This is a genomic window from Mitsuokella apri (assembly GCF_047974105.1).
Lineage (GTDB): Bacteria > Bacillota > Negativicutes > Selenomonadales > Selenomonadaceae > Mitsuokella.
The window spans coordinates 17,630-40,452 of the sequence record NZ_JBHYRS010000010.1 but is presented as its reverse complement, the minus strand read 5'-3'; the positions used below and the strand labels follow the sequence as shown (position 1 = coordinate 40,452).

General features: G+C 52.5%; 17 protein-coding genes. 2 read left to right on the top strand and 15 right to left on the bottom strand.

Annotated features, from left to right (window positions below; all coding sequences use genetic code 11):
• Nucleotides 1–4 precede the first annotated feature (4 nt).
• From ACE419_RS10895 to ACE419_RS10865, 7 genes are all read right to left on the bottom strand, one after another.
• Nucleotides 5–964, bottom strand: a complete 960-nt coding sequence (locus ACE419_RS10895; RefSeq protein ID WP_435722017.1) for a phosphatase domain-containing putative toxin — start codon at nucleotides 962–964, stop codon at nucleotides 5–7.
• A gap of 41 nt (nucleotides 965–1,005) precedes the next feature.
• Nucleotides 1,006–2,235, bottom strand: coding sequence for a hypothetical protein (locus ACE419_RS10890; protein ID WP_435722016.1), 1,230 nt, complete (start codon nucleotides 2,233–2,235; stop codon nucleotides 1,006–1,008).
• 266 nt (nucleotides 2,236–2,501) lie between these two features.
• Nucleotides 2,502–3,782, bottom strand: coding sequence for an S-layer homology domain-containing protein (locus ACE419_RS10885; protein WP_435722015.1), 1,281 nt, complete (start codon nucleotides 3,780–3,782; stop codon nucleotides 2,502–2,504).
• 294 nt (nucleotides 3,783–4,076) lie between these two features.
• Complete coding sequence (locus ACE419_RS10880) at nucleotides 4,077–5,378, bottom strand: putative porin (protein WP_295715156.1); 1,302 nt, start codon at nucleotides 5,376–5,378, stop codon at nucleotides 4,077–4,079.
• A 328-nt stretch (nucleotides 5,379–5,706) separates the two neighbouring features.
• Complete coding sequence (locus ACE419_RS10875; protein ID WP_295715155.1) at nucleotides 5,707–6,993, bottom strand: S-layer homology domain-containing protein; 1,287 nt, start codon at nucleotides 6,991–6,993, stop codon at nucleotides 5,707–5,709.
• A gap of 265 nt (nucleotides 6,994–7,258) precedes the next feature.
• On the bottom strand, nucleotides 7,259–8,545 hold the full coding sequence (locus ACE419_RS10870; protein WP_435722014.1) for an S-layer homology domain-containing protein: 1,287 nt from the start codon (nucleotides 8,543–8,545) through the stop codon (nucleotides 7,259–7,261).
• A 248-nt stretch (nucleotides 8,546–8,793) separates the two neighbouring features.
• The gene (locus tag ACE419_RS10865) at nucleotides 8,794–9,003 is read right to left on the bottom strand and encodes a DUF951 domain-containing protein (protein ID WP_295715150.1); all 210 of its coding nucleotides are present in this window, start codon (nucleotides 9,001–9,003) and stop codon (nucleotides 8,794–8,796) included.
• A gap of 14 nt (nucleotides 9,004–9,017) precedes the next feature.
• On the opposite strand from ACE419_RS10865, the gene ACE419_RS10860 reads away from it, so the two are divergent.
• Nucleotides 9,018–9,800, top strand: a complete 783-nt coding sequence (locus ACE419_RS10860) for a carbon-nitrogen family hydrolase (protein WP_435722013.1) — start codon at nucleotides 9,018–9,020, stop codon at nucleotides 9,798–9,800.
• 282 nt (nucleotides 9,801–10,082) lie between these two features.
• Here ACE419_RS10860 and ychF read toward each other — a convergent pair whose 3' ends face one another.
• From ychF to ACE419_RS10835, 5 genes are all read right to left on the bottom strand, one after another.
• Entirely contained in the window at nucleotides 10,083–11,189 is a 1,107-nt protein-coding gene (gene ychF, locus ACE419_RS10855; protein WP_295632698.1) for a redox-regulated ATPase YchF, read from the bottom strand.
• A gap of 62 nt (nucleotides 11,190–11,251) precedes the next feature.
• On the bottom strand, nucleotides 11,252–11,890 hold the full coding sequence (upp, locus tag ACE419_RS10850; RefSeq protein ID WP_432646406.1) for a uracil phosphoribosyltransferase: 639 nt from the start codon (nucleotides 11,888–11,890) through the stop codon (nucleotides 11,252–11,254).
• Between the two features lie 96 nt (nucleotides 11,891–11,986).
• A complete protein-coding gene (gene glyA, locus ACE419_RS10845; protein WP_435722012.1) occupies nucleotides 11,987–13,234 on the bottom strand; it encodes a serine hydroxymethyltransferase in 1,248 nt (415 codons plus the stop codon).
• Between the two features lie 90 nt (nucleotides 13,235–13,324).
• Nucleotides 13,325–13,768, bottom strand: a complete 444-nt coding sequence (gene rpiB / locus ACE419_RS10840) for a ribose 5-phosphate isomerase B (protein ID WP_432646404.1) — start codon at nucleotides 13,766–13,768, stop codon at nucleotides 13,325–13,327.
• A gap of 74 nt (nucleotides 13,769–13,842) precedes the next feature.
• Nucleotides 13,843–17,118 carry a DEAD/DEAH box helicase gene (locus tag ACE419_RS10835; protein WP_435722011.1) on the bottom strand — a complete coding sequence of 1,092 codons (3,276 nt, stop codon included), beginning with the start codon at nucleotides 17,116–17,118 and terminating at the stop codon, nucleotides 13,843–13,845.
• Nucleotides 17,119–17,394: 276 nt separating this feature from the next.
• Here ACE419_RS10835 and ACE419_RS10830 point away from each other — a divergent pair, with 276 nt between their 5' ends.
• Nucleotides 17,395–18,474, top strand: coding sequence for a glycosyltransferase family 9 protein (locus ACE419_RS10830; protein WP_432646415.1), 1,080 nt, complete (start codon nucleotides 17,395–17,397; stop codon nucleotides 18,472–18,474).
• Between the two features lie 43 nt (nucleotides 18,475–18,517).
• Here ACE419_RS10830 and ACE419_RS10825 read toward each other — a convergent pair whose 3' ends face one another.
• From ACE419_RS10825 to ACE419_RS10815, 3 genes are read right to left on the bottom strand one after another with little or no spacing between them, the layout of a single operon-like run.
• Nucleotides 18,518–20,497, bottom strand: coding sequence for a PASTA domain-containing penicillin-binding protein (locus tag ACE419_RS10825; protein ID WP_432646402.1), 1,980 nt, complete (start codon nucleotides 20,495–20,497; stop codon nucleotides 18,518–18,520).
• Between the two features lie 55 nt (nucleotides 20,498–20,552).
• A complete protein-coding gene (locus ACE419_RS10820; RefSeq protein WP_435722010.1) occupies nucleotides 20,553–21,719 on the bottom strand; it encodes a toxic anion resistance protein in 1,167 nt (388 codons plus the stop codon).
• A gap of 5 nt (nucleotides 21,720–21,724) precedes the next feature.
• Nucleotides 21,725–22,807 carry a 5-bromo-4-chloroindolyl phosphate hydrolysis family protein gene (locus ACE419_RS10815; protein ID WP_435722009.1) on the bottom strand — a complete coding sequence of 361 codons (1,083 nt, stop codon included), beginning with the start codon at nucleotides 22,805–22,807 and terminating at the stop codon, nucleotides 21,725–21,727.
• Nucleotides 22,808–22,823 lie beyond the last annotated feature (16 nt).

Below are 22,823 nucleotides of genomic sequence, written 5' to 3'. Positions count from 1 at the left end.
TGGCTCAGAATTCATATCCATTTTCTTTCGTCCACTGCGTGTAAGTTTTCTTAAGCTGTGGATTTGCTTTGACATATTCATAGAAATGACGTGTAAACAATGCGCGTTTCGGATAATTAGCCTTTTTATAAGCATCCTTGGTCGTTTCAGCAGATTTGCGTACATCCTGTCCGCCGAGGAGCACCTCACGCGTCATGATATCATCGTACGAAACTTTATCAGCATTCTTGATCATATCCATGAGGGAAAGGAAAATTGTCGTGCGGCCAACGCCAGCTTCACAATGTACATGGACCCATGCATTCTTTGGCAGCTTTTTGTAGATAGCCAGGAAATCATCGACATTCTGCGGGGTCGGTGCGGAATAATCCATGACCGGTACGCGGTAATACTTGACGCCCATCGACTTCACAAACTGTTCTTCCGTTTCGACCGACTTTACATCAACATCCGTCTGCGATGCGATGGATTTCGTCTTATCGAGCTTGGCAATCGGAACCTGCTTGTTCATCAGGGCTGTCTCGAGCATGCCCTTCTCACGGCGGTCAATTTCTTTCACGCTCTGACCTTTATTGAACGTCTTATACTTCGAATACCAGCTGATGCCGGTATTATTGATATAACCATGCGACTCATTGCGCAAGTCAATGACCACTAGGTCTTTGGCCGGTACATGTTTCAGCAGTTCTTTGAATTCATTCTTGGAAAAGAAGCTGCTACCTGACTGACGAAGATTATCCAGGCCTTCACGCGATGGCGTGTAACCCGCTTTGGCCACCCGGTCCGCAAGATAAGGGCTCTGAGCTGTACGGAAATTTTCTGGCATCTCAGAAACTGCCTCAGGACGATCATACTTAAGAATCTGAATTCCCGGAGCCGGCTCCGCCGCAAATGCTGCAGCAGTCGACAGCATCGCTGCTATCGTAAGGCCTGCAATTTTTTTATTAAGTCTCGAATAATTCATCCTGCAAAATTCCTCCCTCATAGATTTGGTTGCTAAACTAATTAAAACTTAGTTACGAACTTCAGATACGTGGAATAATGCGGGGATTCTTCCAAAGCATGTCCCTTAGAATCCACGTTGCTGCCATCCGGATTTGTATGTGCCCAGTAGCGAAGCAGTGACAGCTTGGAGTGATCGCTCGTTGCATAATCGAGAATCAAGCCATAGCCCTTGAAGCCATCTGCGGTAATATAGTCATCCCAATCCGTATAGCTGTCATCCATGAAGAGGTTCTGGTCTACATTCAGATACTGTGCTGTAATGCCCCAAGTCCCCTGTTTCTTAGCTTTGCCATAATTCAAACTAAGGACGTAACCATCTGTGCTCTTGTTGGCACCAGTATAGTCATATCCGTAGCCAGCATCTCCGCTAGTATGTTTTTTATCAATGCTAGCGTCCGAAGATGGTTTATGTTTATTATTATTATGAACATACTCAGCTGAGAATCCTAGTTTACCAACAATTGGTGTCGAACCATAGATACCGAAGTAGCGTTCCGGCTGCTGCGTACCAAAGTAAAGGCCTGCATAAGCGTCTTTAGAGAAATCATGCTGATACTGTGCAAATTTCAGTAAGCGGGTACGCGTTGGCGGTTTGGCATCATTCGTATCATTAACCAGATAATCCTGAGAATCACGGCCATAACCTGCAAAAAGTGAATCATGCGGCGTCATCTTGTAATTGGCCGTGAACTGATTGACGCTGGCTTTCGAAAGCCATAAGCCTTCGCCAAGTGAGACATTCTGTACGCCGGCCCGGAGATAAACAGGACCGAACGAGCGTCCAACGTAAGCCTGCTCCAGTTTAATCTTGTTTTTCTCAGAAGAATATTTGCCGTTGTTCGGCTCCGACGAAGTCGATTTCATCTTGATGCCAACGCCAATATCATACGTTTTGTCTACCGTAGTGGTAGCCAAGATTTTTGCCTCGCCCTTTACTTTACCGGTCTTCGTTTCATCGTACATATAACCGGTTTTAATAGATCCCGACCATTTTAACTCAGGACTTTCTTTCTTTGCCTTCTTGGCGCTCTTAGCTGCTTCCTGTTTCTCCTTCGCAGCTGCAAGACTGTTTTCCAGATCCGTTAAACGGGCCGTCAAATCATTGATTTCTGCCTGCATAGCTGCGACATCTGGCTCTGCAGCGGCTGCTTCAGCGGTATTCCCAAAATATGTTGGCATCAGCATAGCTGCTGTGATACCCAATACAAGAGCTTTTTTTTGATTCTTCATCTGCAAATCCCCCTATGATTCTCCTAAGGTGATAAATGATTCAATGGAATGATAAGCGCGCTGTGATGTTTTATCTGATTATTATTGTATCAAATTGTTTAACCCTAAATCCTCCTATATTTTGCTGATATCATTATGAAATCTACGTATTCTTGCGTTTATTTCAACTTTTTATATTGTAATGAATATTCTGCCTTTAGTATAAGAAAAGACAGTGAAGGGAAGGGAAAATCCCTCCCCACACTGTCTTACATTGTTTATCGTTATTAGAAATAGAAGTTGACCTGGCCGAAGAGACCTTCTGCGTCGCGGTCCGTATCGAGTTTCTTGCCGTTGAAGTACTTGAAGCTCGACATGACGTTCGTAAACGGAGTATACTCTACGCCAGCTTCCCAACCTTTGACATTGTTCATGCCGGAATCCGTGAGGAACAGCTCATAGAGCGGAGCAAAGGCAACATTCTGGCCCATGTAACGGTATGCTGCATAAGCGCCCCAAGTGCCCTTGTTGACTTTCTGTGCGCCCTTATAATTGAGCTGGATGTTGTGAGCCGTAGCATCCGTATCTGCTTCCGTGTTCTTAGCATAAGCACCGGAAAGGTTCCAGTTGCGGTCGAACTTATAGCCTGCACCAACAGACCACATCTTTGCCTTATCCGACGAAGAATTGTTGATGGCTTTGAATGCTTCGCTGCTGAAATGACGATATGCAGCACCGCCATAAAGCTTGCCAGCCGTACCATTCAGCATGATACCCTGATAGTTGGAAGTATCATCCGTTGCTTTAGCTGCTGCATTGAGAGCAGACTGTGCGTTAGAATTCTTCAGATCCCAACGGCCTGCTTCAACCGTAGCCTTAAGCTTATTGCCGAACGTTACCTGTGCGCCGGAGAACTGATCATCAAAGAGCATGCCTGCCGTTTCAGTCGAAGCCAGCGGCAGTTTGCCGAGTTTGACCTGAAAGTTGTTATAGTCACCCTGAGCCCATACACGTTTTACTGTAAGGTCTGCCGAACCATCTTCACTCGGATCAGTCGAAGCATCGATACGGGATTTGACAGCCCAGTGATTGTTGACTTCTGCCGTAGGCTCCAGACGGAACGTCAATTGATCCTTGTTTTTCTTGTCCTTAGAACCCTTTTCATTTTCATAACGCTGGCTCCAGTAACGATAACGTGCCTGCCCGTTCCATTTTACCATGTCAGCGTTGCGCTCGAGGTTGCTGACGCGAACACCAAGGTTGTTGAGTTCATCGGAGAACTCAGCAGCGAGTTTGTCGATGAGGGCCTTATCAGCAGCGGAGACATCGCTCTTAGCCATTGCTTTTGCAATCATCTGAGCCATCTCATAACGCGTGATGTTCTGGTTGCCACGGAACGTCGTGTCGCCGTAGCCTTCGATTACGCCATCAGCTGCGAGCTGGGATACAGCATCGTAAGCCCAATGGTCAGCCGGTACATCGGAGAACGGGTTTGCAGCAGCAAACGTCGTGCTGGCAGCGCCAACAACGAGAGCCGTCGTCAGTGCGGATACGAGAGTCTTTTTCATAAGAAACTCCTCCTTCGAAAAAATAGGAATGTATTTCTCGAAGCCGGACAGAAAAAGGCATAAAAGTTTCCTTGTTTCCTTCTTATGCCTATTTTTTCTTATTGCTTCGATTAAGTTTAGTTTAACATATCATCTCTGTTTTTGGCAACAGTCTGGCAAAAAATATACATAAGCTTAACAAAATCTTGTAGTTTTAGCCCTAAATTTAACAAGATATCAACATCAAAAAAAAAGAGTCCTCCATGCGGAAGACTCTTTTTTGAGAGAAGGGTTCTGTTTTTTGCGAAGAGAGAATTAGAAGAGGAATTCGACACGGCCGAAGAGCTTCTCGGCATCTTTGCCCGTATCGAGTTTATCGCCGTTGAAGTATTTGACGCTGGCTACCGTATTCTTGAAGAGCGTGTAGTTCGTGCCGACTTCCCAGCCTTTCGTGCCGGCCCAGGCACCATCGTAGGACGGGTCAAAGGCGACATTCTGACCGAGATAACGGTAAGCGGCATAAGCGCCCCAGGTGCCTTTGTTGGCAGCCTCAGCACCCTTGTAGTCGAGCTCGACCGTACCTGCTTTCTTGTAATCGTCGGCCTTCGTGTTCTCGGCATAAGCACCGCCGAGGGCGACGTTCTTGTCGAACGCATAATGGAGATTTGCACTCCAGATATCGGCGTTGTCCTCATCCTGCGAGGATTTGTAGCTCGTGCCCATCTTCGTGAAGGTATCGCTGTTCAGATGATGGTAAGCAGCACCGACACTCAGTTTGTCTTTGCCATACTGCAGACCGACGCTCTGCATATTGGCCGTATCGTCTTTCTGAGCTGCAGCTTTGTTAATAGAATCGTTGTTCGTGTCGCCATTGAGGTCGAAGCGGCCAGCCTGCACCGTGAGCTTGAGGTCCTTGCCCGTCGTGACGGCGGCACCGGAAATCTCATCATCGAACAGCAGGTTGCTGTCAATCTGCGTCGGCAGTTTGCCGAGCTTGATGTTCGTCGTGCCGTACTGACCATCCGCGTAGAGGCGCTGCAGCGTTACCTTGGTATCCTGCGAATCGCCATGATCGCCATTTTCATCGGAGCTGTCCTTGGCAAGGTCCGTGGAAGCATCGAGACGGGCGTTGACGTGCCAGTTGCTGTTGACTTCAGCCGAAGGCTCGAGACGCAGCAGAAGCTCATCGTCGTTGCTCTTGCTGTCCTCTTTGGATTTATCGCGCGTGCTCGTGTAGGTGTAACGGGCCTCGCCGTTCCATTTTACCTTGTCGGCATTGCGCTCAAGATTGCTGACGCGGACACCGAGGGTATTGAGCTCATCGGAGAACTCGGCCGCGAGTTTGTCAATCAGGGCTTTATCGGCAGAAGAAACGTCCGTCTTGGCCATGGCCTTAGCGACCATCTGTGCCATTTCGTAACGCGTGATGTTCTGGTTGCCCTTGAACGTCGAATCGCCGTAACCTTCGATGACGCCATCAGCAGCGAGCTGAGATACGGCATCATAGGCCCAATGATCGGCCGGTACATCGGAGAACGGGTTCGTGGCGGCAAAAGTCGTGGAAGCGGCGCCAACAACAAGGGCCGTCGTCAATGCGGATACAAGAGTCTTTTTCATGATAAACTCCTCCATTCTTTCCTTCTATATAATATAGAAGGCTGCAAGTAAAGTATTTGTTCTCGGCGGAACCTTGGGAGGATGTCGAGTTTCCGTGTTGCCTCTGTCTCTTCCTCTGTTCCTTTGAACAAGTTCATTATATTACTTGACTCAGTCAATTGCAATTATATAACTGTTAGAAGTCTATTATGTTTTGCTTAAAATAGTTTACTCGCTCAACTAAATGAGAATATCACTGAAAATGGTGTTTGCAGACATAAAAAATCCCGCCTCTCTAAAGAGAAGCGGGATTTTTGTTCTAACGTCCTATTATATTGTAGGCTTCTGATCAGAACCAGAAGTTTACGCGGCCAAAGAGGAGCTCTGCATCGCGGTCCGTGTCAAGCTTCTTGCCGTTAAAGTAGGAAGCTGCTGCCGTGACATTTGCAAACGGAACGTATTCCGTACCAATCTCCCAGCCTTTGACGTTGTTGACACCAGCATTGAGGAAGGTCTCATACGTCGGGGCAAAGGCAACATTCTGTCCCATGTAACGATAAGCAGCATAAGCACCCCAAGTGCCCTTGTTGACTTTCTGTGCACCCTTATAGTTGAGCTGGATGTTATGAGCCGTAGCATCGTTATCTGCTTTTTCGTTCTTAGCATAAGCACCAAAGAGATTCCAGTTCTTATCGAACTTATAGCCAGCGCCAAGAGACCAGATATTTGCATCATCAGCATCTTTCTTAAAGCCATCAACATGCGTGAAAACATTGCTGTTGAAATGACGGTAAGCAGCACCGCCATAAAGCTTGCCAGCCGTGCCATTCAGCATGATGCCCTGATAGTTGGCAGCATCGTCGTCATAATCAGCAACAGCCGTGTGCAGTGCAGACTGTTTGTTAGCGCTGTCAAGATTCCAACGGCCAGCTTCAAGCGTAGCTTTGAGCTGATTGCCAAACGTTACCTGTGCACCGGAGAACTGGTCATCGAGAAGCATGCCAGCCGTTTCAGTAGAGAAGAACGGCATCTTACCGAGTTTAACCTGGAAATTCTTATAATCACCCTGTGCCCATACACGCTTCATGACAACATTGGCAGACTCATCCTTGCTCGGATTCGTGAAAGCATCGATACGAGCTTTTACGTGCCAATTGTCGTTGACCTGAGCGGACGGCTCGAGACGGAAATTCATCTGATCCGTGTTCTTCTTATCCTTGGAACCCTTTTCGTTCTCATAACGCTGGCTCCAGTAACGGTAACGAGCCTGGCCGTTCCATTTTACGTTGTCGGCATTGCGCTCGAGATTGCTGACGCGGACACCGAGGTTGTTCAGTTCGTCGGAGAACTCAGCAGCGAGTTTGTCGATGAGAGCCTTATCAGCAGCGGAGACATCGCTCTTAGCCATAGCCTTTGCGATCATCTGAGCCATCTCATAACGCGTGATGTTCTGGTTGCCGCGGAACGTCGTGTCGCCGTAGCCTTCGATTACGCCATCAGCTGCGAGCTGGGATACAGCGTCGTAAGCCCAATGGTCAGCCGGTACATCGGAGAACGGATTTGCAGCAGCAAACGTCGTGGAAGCAGCGCCAACAACAAGAGCCGTCGTCAGTGCGGATACAAGAGTCTTTTTCATAAAGAACTCCTCCTTCAATAAATAGAAATGATTTCTTTGAATCTGTCCTGAAGAAGGTGTTCATGAGTGTCCATGTTTCCTCAGTTCTTTCCTTCAAGACACGGTTCAAACTGGTTTCCATCTTAACACATATTTCGTCAATTTACAAACTTACGCTAATATGTTTCTATGTTGTAAATTTTCTGTATTAGTTTTGGATAAAAAAGAAACCGTTCCCGAAGGAACGGTTTCCCTGATTTTGCTTTGCAGTTTTCCGCTGATAGAATCAGAAGAAGAAGCTTACGCGGCCAAAGAGAGTCTTGGCATCGCGGTCCGTAGCGAGGTCTTTGCCATCGAAGTACTCAACAGCCGTGTAGACGTTCTGGAACGGAACGTAGTCAGCACCGACTTCCCAGCCCTTCTCGTTGAGGTGAGACGTATGAGCCGTATCGTACGTCGGCATGAGCGAAACGTTCTGGCCGAGGTAACGGTAAGCAGCATAAGCGCCCCAAGTGCCCTTGTTAGCAATGTCAGAGCCCTTGTAGGACAGCTGGATGTTGTGAGCCGTCTCATAGTTGTCAGCTTCGTCGTTCTTGGCAAAAGCGCCGAAGAGGTTCCAGTTGTGGTCGAACTTGTAGCCAGCACCGACGGACCAGATATTGGCATCATCGGACGTGGAGCCATTGCGGTAGTTCGTAACGTGCGTGAAAGCGTCGCTATTGAAGTGACGATAAGCAGCACCGAGACGGAGCTTGCTCGGAGCATAGTTGAGCTCGATGCCCTGATAATTTGCAGCGCTATCCGTAGCAGCCGCATCGGCAATATGTTTATTCGCCTCATCTGCGAGGTCCCAGCGGCCTGCCTCGAGCGTAGTCTTGAGGTCTTTACCGAAGTTGACCTGAGCACCGGAGAAGAAGTCATCAAGAATGAGACCATCATCGGCAACGGAGTACAGCGGCATCTTACCGAGTTTAACATCAAAGTTCTTGTACTGGCCATCTGCATAGACATACGTCAGTTTGACGTTGCCATCGTCACCCTTGTCGCTGGCAAGATCCGTCTTAGCCGTCAGACGAGCCTTGACATGCCAATTGTTGTTGATTTCAGCCGTCGGGAAGAGACGGAGCTGGAGCTTGTCCGCATTGTCTTTATCCTGCGAACCATCAGCTTTTTCATCACGCGTGCTCGTGTACGTGTAACGAGCCTCGCCCGTCCATTTTACTTTGTCAGCATTGCGCTCGAGGTTGCTGACGCGAACACCGAGATTGTTCAGTTCATCGGAGAACTCAGCAGCGAGTTTGTCGATGAGGGCCTTATCAGCAGCGGAGACATCGCTCTTAGCCATAGCCTTGGCGATCATCTGAGCCATCTCATAACGCGTGATGTTCTGGTTGCCGCGGAACGTCGTGTCGCCGTAGCCTTCGATTACGCCATCAGCTGCGAGCTGGGATACAGCGTCGTAAGCCCAATGGTCAGCCGGTACATCGGAGAACGGGTTTGCAGCAGCAAACGTCGTGGAAGCAGCGCCGACAACGAGGGCCGTCGTCAGTGCGGATACGAGAGTCTTTTTCATAAGAAACTCCTCCTTCGAAAAAATAAAAATTATCCTTTTCGATGAAGCCAAAGAAAAAAGAACCTCATGAGTGTCCAAGTTTCCTCAGAATCCTTGACTCCCTTTGGTTCTCCATCGAACAGTAATGATTGTAACACAGGCTTTTGCTATTTGTAAACCACTGTCTGCTATTTTTAATGGAACGCCAATCTTACAGAATATGTTTTATGCAGTCTGACAAGCACCATGTTATAATGGATACGATAGGATTACGCCTGTTTTTCAGGTTCTCCCTTATGCGTGACGGCACGCACCATTTTTTCGAATTTCGTGCGCGGCATCATGACGAGATGGCCGCAACCGAGGCATTTGAGGCGGAAATCCATGCCCGTGCGCAGGATTTCCCATTCACTTGAACCACACGGATGCGCTTTTTTCATGCGCACGATATCGCCGACTTCGTAATGCTTTTTTTCCATCTGGAGGCCCTCCCATGAAAATTTCAATTCTGCAGATGCCGGTGGCTTTTGCCCGGCCTGATGTCAATATTGAGACGCTGCGCCGCATGGTAAGTACGGCCATGCGCGAAGATCCCGATGTGCTCGTACTGCCGGAGCTCTGGCGGCTCGGCTTCTATCCGCGCCCGATTGCGCTTTATGCCGATGAGGACGGCGCCGAATCGCGCGGCGTACTCGCGGAGCTTGCCCGCAAAAATCACGTCAACATCGTCGGCGGCACCGTTGCCAATAAACGCGGCAGTAAGGTCTACAACACCTGCTACGTCTTTGACCGCACAGGCCGTGAAATCGCCTCTTACGACAAGACGCATCTTTTCTCCCCGAGCGGCGAGAAAAAGGATTTTGCCGCGGGCAACCACACAGCGGTGTTCCGGCTTGACGGCATTCTCTGCGGTATTGCCGTCTGCTACGACGTCCGTTTCCCCGAACTCAGCCGCAAACTCGCGCTTGAAGATATCTCCGTGCTCTTCCTGCCCGCGGCCTGGCCCGCAAGCCGCCTGAACCACTGGCAGCTGCTCACGCGCACGCGCGCCATCGAGAATGAATTTTACGTCATCGCGGCCAACGAGGCCGGCACCGACGAAAAGGGCAACCACCTCGCCGGACATTCCGCCATCATCGACCCCTGGGGCGAAGCCATCGCCGAAGCCGGTGAAAGCGAGGCCATCCTCACGGCCCGCCTGCGCCCCGGCCTTCGCCAGCACATCCACGAGACCATCGACGTCTTCAACGACCGCCGGCCTGAACTATATACATGATGGCATATCCTATGATATAATGCAACAGTAGGTTGTGCATAAACGTAGGCGGTCAACTCATAAGCCCCGAAAGGGGTGTTGCCCATGAACAGATACGATTTCTTAACGTTTCTTGTTTTGTTATTGGCGATTATCGTTGCAATAAAGGCATGAGAAAAGCCGCCCACAGGTTTCCAGTCTTAGGCGGCTAATCTCATTAGTTTCTTAGTATTGGGGCTGTGACCGTTTACGGCACAGCCTTTCTTTTATTTCATTATATCACAGCAGAGCGGAAAATCAACATCAAACATTGAAGCGGAAGTTGACGACATCCCCATCCTGCATGACGTAATCTTTGCCTTCGACACGTACCTGACCTTTTTCACGCGCGGCGGCGACGCTGCCGGCCGCGATGAGGTCGTTGTAGTTGACGATTTCGGCACGAATGAAGCCGCGTTCAAAGTCCGTATGGATTTTGCCGGCTGCCTTCGGTGCCGTCGTGCCCTTGACGATCGTCCAGGCGCGGCATTCGTCCGGACCTGCCGTCAGGAACGTCTGCAGGCCGAGCAGGTCAAACGCTGCCTTAATCAGACGGTCGAGGCCGCTTTCCGTCTCACCGAGGTCTTCGAGGAAGGCCTTGGCCTCTTCCTCATCGAGTTCGGCGATTTCCGACTCGACTTTGGCCGAGATGGCGACGACTTCGGCGCCCTCTTTGGCGGCGTATTCCTTGACCTGCTGCACGTACGGATTTTCGTCATAGGCCGTGGCCACTTCGTCCTCGGCGACGTTCGTGACGTAAAGGGTCGGCTTCAGCGTCAGAAGGTTCATTTCCTTGATGAGCTCAAGGTCATCTTCGGAGAGGTCGACCTGACGGGCCGGCTTGCCCTCGTCGAGAGCGGCCTTGATGCGGCGCAGGACTTCATCCTCGACTTTGGCCTCTTTGTTGCCGGATTTCGCGATTTTCGCGAGCTTCATAATGCGTTTCTCGACAATCTCGAGGTCGGCAAGGCAGAGCTCCGTCTGAATGATGTCGATGTCGCGCAGCGGGTCGATGCTGCCCTCGACATGCGTGATGTTCGGGTCGACAAAGCAGCGTACGACATGGGCGACAGCATCGACCTGGCGGATGTGCTCGAGGAATTTATTGCCAAGGCCCTCGCCCTTCGACGCGCCCTTGACAAGACCGGCAATATCGACAAAACGCACGGAAGCCGGCGTCGTCTTCTTGGAATTGTAGAGTTCGTGCAGGACCTTGAGGCGCGGGTCTGGCACCGCGACCACGCCGACATTCGGCTCAATCGTGCAGAACGGGAAATTGGCGGCTTCAGCGCCGGCCTTCGTGATGGCATTGAAAAGCGTGCTCTTGCCGACATTCGGCAGACCGACAATACCAACTTCTAAGTTACTCAAATTAAACTACTCCTTCTACTGGGACTAAACTCCTTTTGGCATAGCCAAAAGGAGAAAATTTATTACAGGGTACCAAAGATTCTATCGCCTGCGTCGCCAAGGCCCGGTACGATGTAGCCCTTATCGTTGAGCTTTTCATCGATGGCGGCGACGTAGAGCGGTACATCCGGATGTTCTTTGTTGATGAGGCGGACGCCCTCTGGGGCTGCGACAAGGCACATGAGGATGATGTGTTTCGCGCCTTTTTCCTTGAGCAGGGAAAGGGCTGCCGACGAGCTGCCGCCCGTGGCGAGCATCGGGTCGACGACAATCAGCGTGCGCTCCGAGACATCGCCCGGCAGCTTACAGTAATATTCAACCGGCTTCAGGGTCTTCGGATCGCGGTACATGCCGACATGGCCGACACGGGCTGCCGGAATCATGTTGACGACGCCGTTGAGCATGCCGAGTCCGGCGCGCAGAATCGGCACGACGCCGACTTTCTTGCCGGCGAGCATCTTCTCCTTGCATTTGCAGATCGGCGTCTCAATCTCGACTTCCCGCAGTGGGAAATCGCGCGTGATTTCGTAGGCCATGAGCATCGAAATTTCTTCGAGCAGTTCGCGGAAATCCTTCGTGCCCGTCTCCTTCATGCGCATGATTGTGAGCTTGTGCTGAATCAGCGGATGATCAATGACGTGGACCTTCAGTTCTTCAGACATGGGATACTCCTTTCTGATACATAAATGCCTACATGATACAGCCCCGCACGAGCGGGGCCATATACATATGAATTTGCTTATTTTTATTTCATTTCATTATTCATAGAGAGGATATTTCTCGCAGAGCGCTGCAACGCGGCGGCGTGCTTCCTCTTTTTTCTCCTCGTTCGTCGGGTCATTGAGGACGAGTGCGATGATGTTGCCGACTTCGCGCATATCATCTTCCTTGAAGCCGCGCGTCGTGAGTGCGGGGCTGCCGAGACGGATGCCGCTCGTGACGAACGGGGAACGCGGCTCAAACGGAATCGTATTGCGGTTCGACGTGATGTTGACTTCATCGAGGACCGTCTGGGCCTCTTTGCCCGTGATGCCCTTGCTTGTGAGGTCGACGAGCATCAAATGCGTGTCCGTGCCGCCCGAGACGATGCGGAAGCCGTCAGCCTGCAGCGTTTCGGCAAGAGCCTGTGCATTTTTGATGATCTGCTTGGCGTATTCCTTGAACTCCGGACGCAGAGCTTCGCCGAGAGCCACGGCCTTCGCGGCGATGACATGCATCAGAGGACCGCCCTGAATGCCAGGGAAGACGGCCTTATTGAACTGTTTGCCGAATTCTGCGTCCCTGCAGAGGATCATGCCGCCGCGCGGGCCGCGCAGCGTCTTGTGCGTCGTCGTCGTCACGACATCGGCATACGGCACAGGGCTCGGATGCAGGCCGGCTGCGACGAGGCCCGCGATATGGGCGATATCGACCATGAGATAGGCCCCGACTTTATGCGCGATTTCCGCGAGGCGCGGGAAGTCGATGATGCGCGCATAGGCAGATGCACCGGCGACAATCAGTTTCGGCTTGCATTCCTCGGCTTTTTTCTCGAGCGCGTCGTAATCGATGCGTTCCGTCTCTTTGTCGACGCCGTACGGTACAATGTTGAAGTATTTGCCGCTCATATTGACCGGGCTGCCGTGCGTCAGATGGCCGCCATCCGTGAGGTTCATGCCCATGACCGTGTCACCTGGCGTCAGAAGCGCAAAGAATACGGCCATATTGGCCTGTGCGCCGGAATGCGGCTGCACATTGGCATATTCCGCACCAAAAAGCTTTTTCGCGCGGTCGATAGCCACCTGCTCGACGACATCGACGTACTCGCAGCCGCCGTAGTAGCGTTTGCCAGGATAGCCCTCGGCATATTTATTCGTCAGCACGCTGCCCTGTGCTTCCATCACGGCCTTGGAGACGATATTCTCCGAAGCGATGAGTTCCAGCTTCGTGCGCTGGCGGTTGAGCTCCAGGTCAATCTCTTTGGCGATTTCCGGATCGGACTGTTTCAGGGTATCCATCAGGCTCATGGGTTTTCCTCCTTTATGCAGCTGCAGCCATACAGATTGTAAACGATGGGCAGCCATTTCCTCACGTAAAATCAATCAGGCACGCAGGGCTTATTTCTGCTCAATGGCCATGATCTTGTTGACGCGGCGCTCATGGCGGCCGCCTTCAAACTTGCTCTCGACAAAAGCGCGGACGATTTCGCCAGCCGGGCCGAAGCCGAGCACGCGGCCGCCCATGGCCAGTACGTTGGCATTGTTGTGCTGACGCGCTTTCTTGGCCGAGTAAACATCGTTGCAGAGTGCGCAGCGGATGCCCTTGACCTTGTTCGCAGCAATCGAAATGCCAATGCCCGTGCCGCAGAGCACGATGCCGAAATCTGCCTTGCCGCTCGTGACGTCAGCACATACTTTTTCCGCAATATCCGGATAATCGACCGAGGCCGTGCCAAACGTGCCGACATCCGTGACCTTGATATCCTCATATTCCTTCAGAACCATCTTGACTTCATCTTTGAGTGCCACCGCACCGTGGTCACTGCCAATCGTAATGTTCATGGTTTCTCCACCTTTCTTCCATACTCTTTCTTATTTTATCACATGCACGCGAAAAAAAATACCGTCAAACGCCATCATGCCTTAAAAAGCGCCTGAATCTCTTCCTCTGTGAGTTTCGTCAGGAAATTCTCCCCCGGTTTTATCATCTGGTCAATGAGGTTTTTCTTTTTTTCCTGCAGCTCATAGATTTTTTCTTCGACCGTCCCCTTCATGATAAGCTTGAAGACCTGTACATTGCTCTGCTGACCCAGACGGTACGCGCGGTCCGTCGCCTGATCTTCGACGGCAGGATTCCACCACGGGTCAAAATGCACAACCATGTCAGCCCCCGTGAGGTTGAGTCCCGTGCCGCCGGCCTTCAGGGAAATCAGGAAAATCGGCACGCTGCCTTCATTATATTGGCGCACGAGCTTCATGCGCGTGAGCGCAGGTGTTGTGCCATCGAGATAGAAATAGTCGATTTTCTTTTTCTTGAGCCGTGCGGCAATATGCGAGAGCATCGTCGTGAACTGCGAGAAAATCAGCAGGCGGTGATTGCCCGCCATCGCATCATCGATGAGCTCTTCGAGCATATCGAGTTTGCCCGAACCGCCACGATAGCTTTCGAGAAAAAGCGAAGGGTCGCAGGCAATCTGGCGCAGCCGCGTGAGGATGGCCAGAATTTTCATGCGGCGTTCGCCGGGGCTCGCGAGCCGGAGCTCGGCGGAAAACTCGTGCTGGCTCTTCATAAAATACGCCTGATAGACCTTGGTCTGCTGCGGCGTCATTTCGCCTACGAGCTTGCGTTCGACCTTATCCGGCAGCTCCTTCAGCACATCTTTTTTCATGCGGCGCAGTACAAAGGGCATGACTCGCTGCTGAAGCTTTTTCGCTGCTTTTTTATCTTCCGCCCGCACGATGGGGACCTCATAGCGTTCCTTGAACTTGGCCTGAGTGCCAAGGTAGCCCGGCATCAGAAAGTCAAAAATGGACCAGAGCTCCGTCAGCGTATTCTCGATTGGCGTTCCCGTCAGGGCAAAGCGGCTCTTGGCCGCGAGTCTTTTGACTGCCCGCGCACTCTTGGTCACCGGATTCTTGATATGCTGGGCTTCATCGAGAAAGATATAGCGGAAGGTAATTTTCTCGTACATGGCGATATCGCGCTTCAGCGTATCGTAAGTCGCCACGACCACGTCAATGCCGCGCATTTCCTGCAGCTGCAGTTCGCGCGCGACCTTGCTGCCTGCCACGACCATGACTTTGAGTTCCGGTGCGAAGCGATGAATTTCTTCGAGCCAGTTATAAAGAAGCGAGGTCGGCGTGACGACTAAGGAAGGACGCCCTTCGCCGCGGCGCGCGAGCAGGAATGCAATGACCTGCAGCGTTTTGCCAAGGCCCATATCGTCGGCGAGAATGCCGCCTAAATGATGGTCGGCAAGGCTCGAAAGCCAGCTGAAGCCCGTGACCTGATAGTCGCGCAGAACGTTCTGCAGGGACAGAGGCACTTCATAGTCGGCGTCCTGCGGCTGCCGGATATCGCGCACGAGCTCGCGGAAACGGCTGCTGCGCACGAGCTGCAGCCCTTCCTCGTCCCGCGCCAGCGCATCCAGGTACATGGCCTCTGCCATGGGCAGCTCGATTTTATTGTCAGCCGGCAGCTTTTTTTTGCCAGTGAGTCCTTCATGTTCGACGAGTTCCGCGATGGCCTGCAGCTGCTGTTCGCCCAGCGTGACAAAGCTCCTGTCCTTCATGCGGTGATAGCGTTTTTTCTGACGGTAGGACGCGAGGATTTCGATGAGCTCGGCAAAGTCGACCTCCTTCATATCAAACGTGACTTCGAGGAGGTCCGTGTCATTCAGGCTGACGCCCGCCGTGATTTTCGGCAGGGGCCTTACCGGACGTTTCGTAAAGCTCTCTTCATAAAAAATCTCGACAAAATCCGGCATGGCCTCAAGGCCGTCTGTCAAAAATTCATAACTCTTTTCCTCATCGGGCTGCACGAACTGGTCATGCCGTTTTGCAAAGCCGTACTGCGCAAAAATCATCAGGATGGACTGCTCCGCTTCCAAGTCACGCACGAGCAGATGCTGCTCATCCTGCACGGGCTCTGCCTCTGTAAGCGGATTAAACCGCGTTTCCTCATAGGCAAAGACCGGCTTCACGGCGATGCCATCGCCCTCATAATCGAGATAGAGCTCCACGGACAGCGGCACGAGCATGAATTCTTCCTCAAAGGCCGGGTCCGTCTCCACCTCGGCAATTTTTTCCACCGCCGGCATGATGTGATTGAAAAAAGCCGCCATATCTGCATGTGACAGGCGCACGCTGGAATTATGCGCAAAGGTCTGCCAGAGCGGCCGCAGGGCCCTGCCAAAATCCTCATCCACATGATAAAGGCCGCCATTTTGATAAAGCAGGCTGAAATCCTCGCTAAGGGGCATCATGTCCTCGTCTTCCAGCGTGAGCAGCCCGTTTTTTTCGGCCAGCTGCCGGATGGTGAGGCGCAGTTTCGGCTTTTTCTCCCGTTGATGGACATCAATGGCCTCGCTGTCATTGATATGAAGCTCAATCGACTCCTTCCCCATGATGGCCAAAAATTCTTCCAGCATGCTCGGCGAAAGATGCATCATCTTGTGCTCGAAAATCGTGCTCTTCTGCAGGGAATGCATGTACGAAAAGTTCGGATTATAGCGAAACAGCGCTTTTTCATCGAGATATGTCCGCTTCATAAATTGCCAGAGCTTTTTGGAGATGGCATCCGCCCAGCGCAGGGAAGCGGTCTGCAGGGCATTGCGTCCGAGCTGGTACTCGCCGCCGGACAGTGTAATCTGTAAAAAATCCATGACATTGCGCATGACGTAAAGCCGGTCCGTGCCGAGGCGGAATTCGAGCCAGCTTTCCACGCTGCGCGCCGAGGCTGAGGTCGTGACAAAAAGGCGCGGTACAAGGTACACGGGTTTTTGCAGCCGCGGCAAAGACAGCGCCTGTTTGGCACTCCTGAAGTTCTGCAGCAAATGACGGCCGCCCGCATCCGTGCCGGCCGCAGATTTTTCATCCTGGCGCGCGGCCCCAGCCGACTGGCTGTAATAACGCTGCAGGCCCTGAATGACCTTCAGCACGGCCACGACATGCTTGCAGGCCCCGGGATATTGGAAGGCCGCAGGGCAGTTGCAATGAAAAGAAGCAATATCCGAGCCGTCTTCCGTCAGGCTGACTCTTACATGATACGGCTCGGTTCCTGCGACCGTCGCAGTATAATTGCCATCCTCTTTCTGTGAAATTTCCTCTACGGCTTCATGACTAAAATACCGGAGCCCCCGCTGATAGGCCGCATCCGTGGCCACAGCACGAATCTGTTCTTCCTCAATCACCGCGATCCCGCCTTTCCTGCAATCTTTGCATCAAACAAATTTTACCTGAGTCTTTTCCTTATCTTTTCCCTATGCTAAGATAGATAAGATAGATATCATATTCATGGGGCGCATTCATCGCGCCCGCAAAGAATCGGCACTGCCGATACCAGCAAAACTATCAAAACTGCCGCAACTGCCGAAACTACCGAAATTATCGAACATATCGGCATGAAAAAGACTTTGTCCAGTCTATCTTACCATATTTCATCCGCAGCGAACAGAAAAGAGATTTTGATGAACGAACAAAAACTTCCTCACGGCGCCCGCATCCTCGTCGTACGTCTCAGCGCCATCGGCGACGTTCTGCATGCAACAGCCGTGGTCCACAATCTCAAACGCCTCGTCCCCGACTGCCATATCACATGGCTCGTCAGCCCGCCGGCCAGCATGCTCCTCGAAAATAATCCGGATATCGATGAACTGCTCATCTGGGATCGCCGCCCCTTTGACCGGGCTGCCCAGAAACTTGACTTCCGCACCGTCAAAAAGACCCTGCACGAAGCCAAAGAGCTGCTGCAGACGCATACATTCGACATTGCCCTTGATATTCAGGGACTTTTTATCTCCGGCCTGCTGACACGCATGAGCAAAGCGCCGCGGCGCATCGGCATCCATGAGCGCCACGAGGGCAATTTTCTCTTCATGACGGAAATGGCGCCGGACATTCCCGACCGCCATAAAATCCGCCGCTACATGACGGCCCTTTATCCCCTGGGCATCGGCCCCGAGGATTTCAGGCCCGGACTCGTGCTGCACCTGCCCGAAAAGCTGCAGAATTTCGCCGCTGATTTTTTCGCAGACAAGGATATCATCCTGCACGACCCTCAGAGGCCGCTCTTGCTCGTCAATACACGCACGACCTGGCCGGACAAGAACTGGCCGCCGGAATTTTTTGGCCGCGCGCTCGCCAATCTCCCCGAAAACATCCAGATTGTCTTTACCGGCGCGCCTGCCGATGCCCCGTACATCGAACTTGCCCAAAAAGAGATGAACGGACGTGCTTCGCTCTCGATTGCCGGCGAAACGAGCCTTCTGGAACTCGCCGCCATCTTCCACGAAGCGGATCTGCTGCTCACAGGCGACACCGGCCCTCTCTACATCGCCGAGGCCGTCGGCCTGCCGACGCTCTCCCTCTGGGGCCCGACGCATCCCAATATCTACGGTCCCTTGACAAAAGGCCACCATTTCATCCTTTCCCCGCATAAATGCACGGCCTGCTGCAAGACAAAATGCCGTCATAAGACAAATGCCTGCATGAACGCCATCAAACCCGGCGTTGTCACGAAGACACTCTTAGAGCTTCTCTATCATTAAATACAAAAAAACGAGGCAAACACTGCCTCGTTTTTATTTTTTGTCATTGTGATTGGAATTTCACGGTGATGACCGTGTCCTTATCGACCAGGGTATTCGGCGCAATGCTCTGGCTCACGGCGTAGCCGGAGCCGTCCGGGTCGCAGCTCAGGCCGCGGTCCGCGGCAAGCTGTGCGGCTTCACGCATGCTCTTGCCCGAAAAATCCGGTACGACGACCTTGCCGTCGGGCACATTGCCCGAATACGACTGCTGCGACTTTTTCGCTGTTTTGGCCTTGGACTCCATGCCCGCAAACGGGTCACTTGAAGGCTCAATGTGAAGATAGCGGAACAGCTGCGTGAAAATGCGGCTGGCCACCGGCGCTGCAATCTGACCGCCATAATAATTGCCCGTGCCCGGGTCGTCAATCATGACGAGCACCGTGATCTGCGGGTCTTCGACTGGAGCAAAGCCGCAGAACGAGGCAATGTAATGACCTTCCATGTAGCCCGTGCCGTCCGGACGGATTTTCTGGGCTGTGCCGGTCTTGCCGGCGATGCGGTAGCCCTTGACAGCTGCCTTCTTACCGCCGCCGCTCGCCACGACCTGTTCAAGCAGGCCCACGAGGGTCTTGTCCGTAGCCGACTCAATCGTGCGGCGTACCTCTGTCGTGCCTTTGTCCTCATAGACAGAGCCATCGGCATTCGTGATGTTCTTGACCACATGGGGCTTTAGGAGGACGCCGTCATTGGCAATGGCCGACATGGCCGTGACCAGCTGCAAAGGCGTCACGGCAATACTCTGGCCGATGGCCATGGTCGCGACATCCGAATCGCGCATATCATCCGGATTGAACAAGAGGCCGCTCTCTTCACCGGGGAGCTCGACTCCTGTCGGCGCGCCAAAACCGAAGAGTTTGGCATAATCCGTGAGTTTCTGGGCCCCAAGGCGCAGACCGACCTGCGCAAAGCCCGTGTTCAGGGACTGCTTGACGACATCGGTGAACGTGACCGTGCCAAAGCTCGTGCCGCTCCAGTTCTGAATGCGGTGTCCCGAGACCATGACATAGCCCGGATCAACAAAGACCTGATTGGGCGAAACGACTTTTTCCTGCAGCGCGGCTGCTGCGACGACGGATTTGAACGTGGAGCCCGGCTCATAAATAAACGAGACCGCGCGGTTTTTCCACACCTCCGGAGAATAATCCCAGAAGCGGTTTGGATTATACGAAGGACGCGACGCCATGGCGAGGACTTCACCGGTTTTCGGGTTCATGACCACGCAGGTAATGGCCTGAGGATTATTCTCGGCCATGGCCCTGTCGAGTTCCTGTTCCACGATGAACTGGATGCCGCTGTCGAGTGTCAGTTCGACATTCTTGCAGTATTCGCCCTTGTACTGGCGCTGGCTGGCAAAGATGGAATCAAGAATCGGCCGGTTCTGGCGGTCTGTCGTCAGATATTTCTCCTTGACCTCGCCTTTCAGCAGGCCATCGAGCTCCTGCTCCACGCCGTCAAGGCCCTTGTCATCCGTACCGACAAAACCAACGACATTGGCACCGAGCATATCATTGGGATAATAGCGCTTCGCTTCATCGCGGAACCCAACGCAGTCCGTGTACTCCTTTTCGCGGACCATCTTGCGCACGGCTTCGTACTCATCGTATTCCATGCGGCGCTTGACCCAGACAAAACCGCCGCCGGCAGAAATATCATCGAGAATTTCCTGCTCCGGCATATTGATGAGCGGGGCAAGGTCAGCGGCCAAAGTTTCCGGGTCCTTGACATGGTTCGGGTCCACATAAAGGGATTTTGTCATCAGGCTCACGGCCATCTCGCGTCCGTTGCGGTCCGTGATCGTGCCGCGCTTTGACTGAATGGCATAATCATAGCCGACCTGACTGTGCATGCGTTCGGAAAGCTCATTGCCATCGACCAGCTGCAGCCAGGCATAACGGAATACCATGATGCCAAAAAGGATGCCCAGGATCCATACCATGCCCAGAATATGCTTCTGCAGCCACGCCCGTCTATCCGTCTTCATCTCGTTCGTTCACTCCAAGCAATCTATCTTTCTATAATATAAATGCGGTATCGTCTTATTTCTCTGCAGGCCTGCCGCTGTGCTTTAAAAGCGTATCACGCAGTTTTCCCTCAATAGCCGTGAGCTCCTGCTCGGCAACCTGACGTTTCGCGCGGCCCTCCTGCTGGATGCGCACGGTATCTTCAATCGTCTGAATGAGCTTTTCGTTGACCTCGCGCACGGTCTCGATATCGACAATGCTGCGTTCATTCTCCTGCGCTGTTTCTACCGAATTCTGCTGCAGGAGCTCGGCATTGCGTTTCAGAAGCTCATTTGTCGTATTGTTGACAGCCTGCTGCATGCGCAGAACCTTCTGCTGCGCGGAAAGGCCGAGGGCAATGACGAGCTGATTCTTCCAGAGCGGAATTGTCGAGTAAATCGCGGTCTGCACGCGGTCAATCAGGGCCTTGTCGTTATTCTGGATCAGACGGATCTGCGGTGCCGTCTGGATGGCGATGGTTTTGCTGATCTTAAGGTCATGGACCTTTTTCTCGAAGCGGTTGACGCTGGCCTCAAAATCCGCGACGACCTGTACGGCCATCGGGTCGTTGGCCGCTGCTGCCTGTGCATGAAGCTTCGGCAGCGTGACTTCCCGCATCTCCTGAATCTTTTCTTCGCCCGCTTTGATGTAAAGCTGCAGCTCTTTGAAATAAGAAAAATTCTCTGCATAAAGCTTGTCAAAGAGCACGACATCCTTCATCATCTTGAGACGCGACTGCTCAAGGGCCCCGGCGATGCGTTCGACCTGCACGGAGAGCTTTTCATAGCCCTGTTTGACATTGTCAGCCTTACCCACAAGGCTGCCGATAATCGGCACCTTGCGCAGAAAACCGCCCTGACTTTTCTCATCGTATTCCTTGACTTCGGTCACGAGGCTGCCGAGCAGCTGTCCGACTTCGCCGCTGTCCTTCGTGCGGACCTGCGCGAGCACGCTGTCCGAGAACTCGGCAATTTTTTTCTGCGCCGGAGCGCCGTATGTCAAAAGCGCCTCTGTATTCGTCATGTCGATGCCATCTTTGATTTTCTCGACTTTTGCCTGTTCTTCCGGTGAGAGCGTATCGACTGCGGCCGCAACTTCCGCCTCAACTTTTTCGGGCACGACCGCCTTCGCTGTCTCTTTTTGCTCGTCCTGATGCTTCTTTTTGAGATCCATCAGATCCATAAGTTCAATTTCCTTAGCCATAAAAATCACCGCCTGTCATCGTGATAATACATTTCGTAAAAATCATCCATGGGCATGAAGAGATAACGCAGCCCCTCAAAGAAGCCCACAATGCCCGGAATGGCCGTCCACCAGAACAAAAGGTAAAGGATACCCCATTTCGTCTTGCCCTGATAGAATTTATGTGCGCCGATGCAGCCGCCGAAAATGGCCAGCGCGCTCATGATGAGTTTTTCCTTCATGACACTGCTGCGAAGCTCTTCCGGCATCGAAACGCGGAAAGGCTCTGCCTTGCGGAACACGCGCCGGCGCGGATGCTTGCGGCCGCCGTAATTTCTAAGGCCTCTGCCCCTGCCCATGGCGGGCTCATGCTGGCGCCAGAGATGCTCGATTTTCTGCAGGGGTTCCGTTTTTTCCTGTTCCAGTACTGCCGTTTCCTGCTTTTTCTCCGCCGAAGCGGCATTCGTATTGTGGATGCCATCGGCCTCCATGGTCTTCTGCAGAACGGAAAGCTCTGCATCCATATCGAGCAGTTTCTCCCCGAGGACATGCTCGAATTCCTTTTCGTACGCTTCATCAAAAGACGATAATGTCTCTTTGATATGTTCCCGCGTCTCCGCGACCTGCGCGGTATCGAGCCCCGTCCGCTCGAGCTCGCGGAACTCCTCAGCCATGGAAGCAGCGCGGTCCTGATACGTATCGATGAAACGCCGCGCCGCTAAAATATTTTTCGGATGCGTCTCCAGATAATCCAGCAGATTCGAAGCAATCTGCTGCATCTCCATGAGCTGCTGACGCATCTGTCCGTCGCGGATGGTTCTGCGCGCAGCATCGACCCGCGCATAATCGCGCACGGCCTTCTGCCAGCTCGTCTCGATGAGTTCTGCTTCATCGGCCGAAAAATCCTTGAGCTCGAGCTTATGATGGCGGTCAATCGCCTTGCCCTGATAATGCGCGGCCCGATAGCCAAAGTAAATGCTCAGGACAAGAAAGACGGAGGTCAGCCCCGTCGAGAGAAAAAAATGCTCCGGATCCTTGATCATCGAATCCACGCCGGCGCAGCTCAGCAAAAACATCATGGCACAGAGGCCCCAAAAGATCCCTTTCATATCGTCACCGCCTATT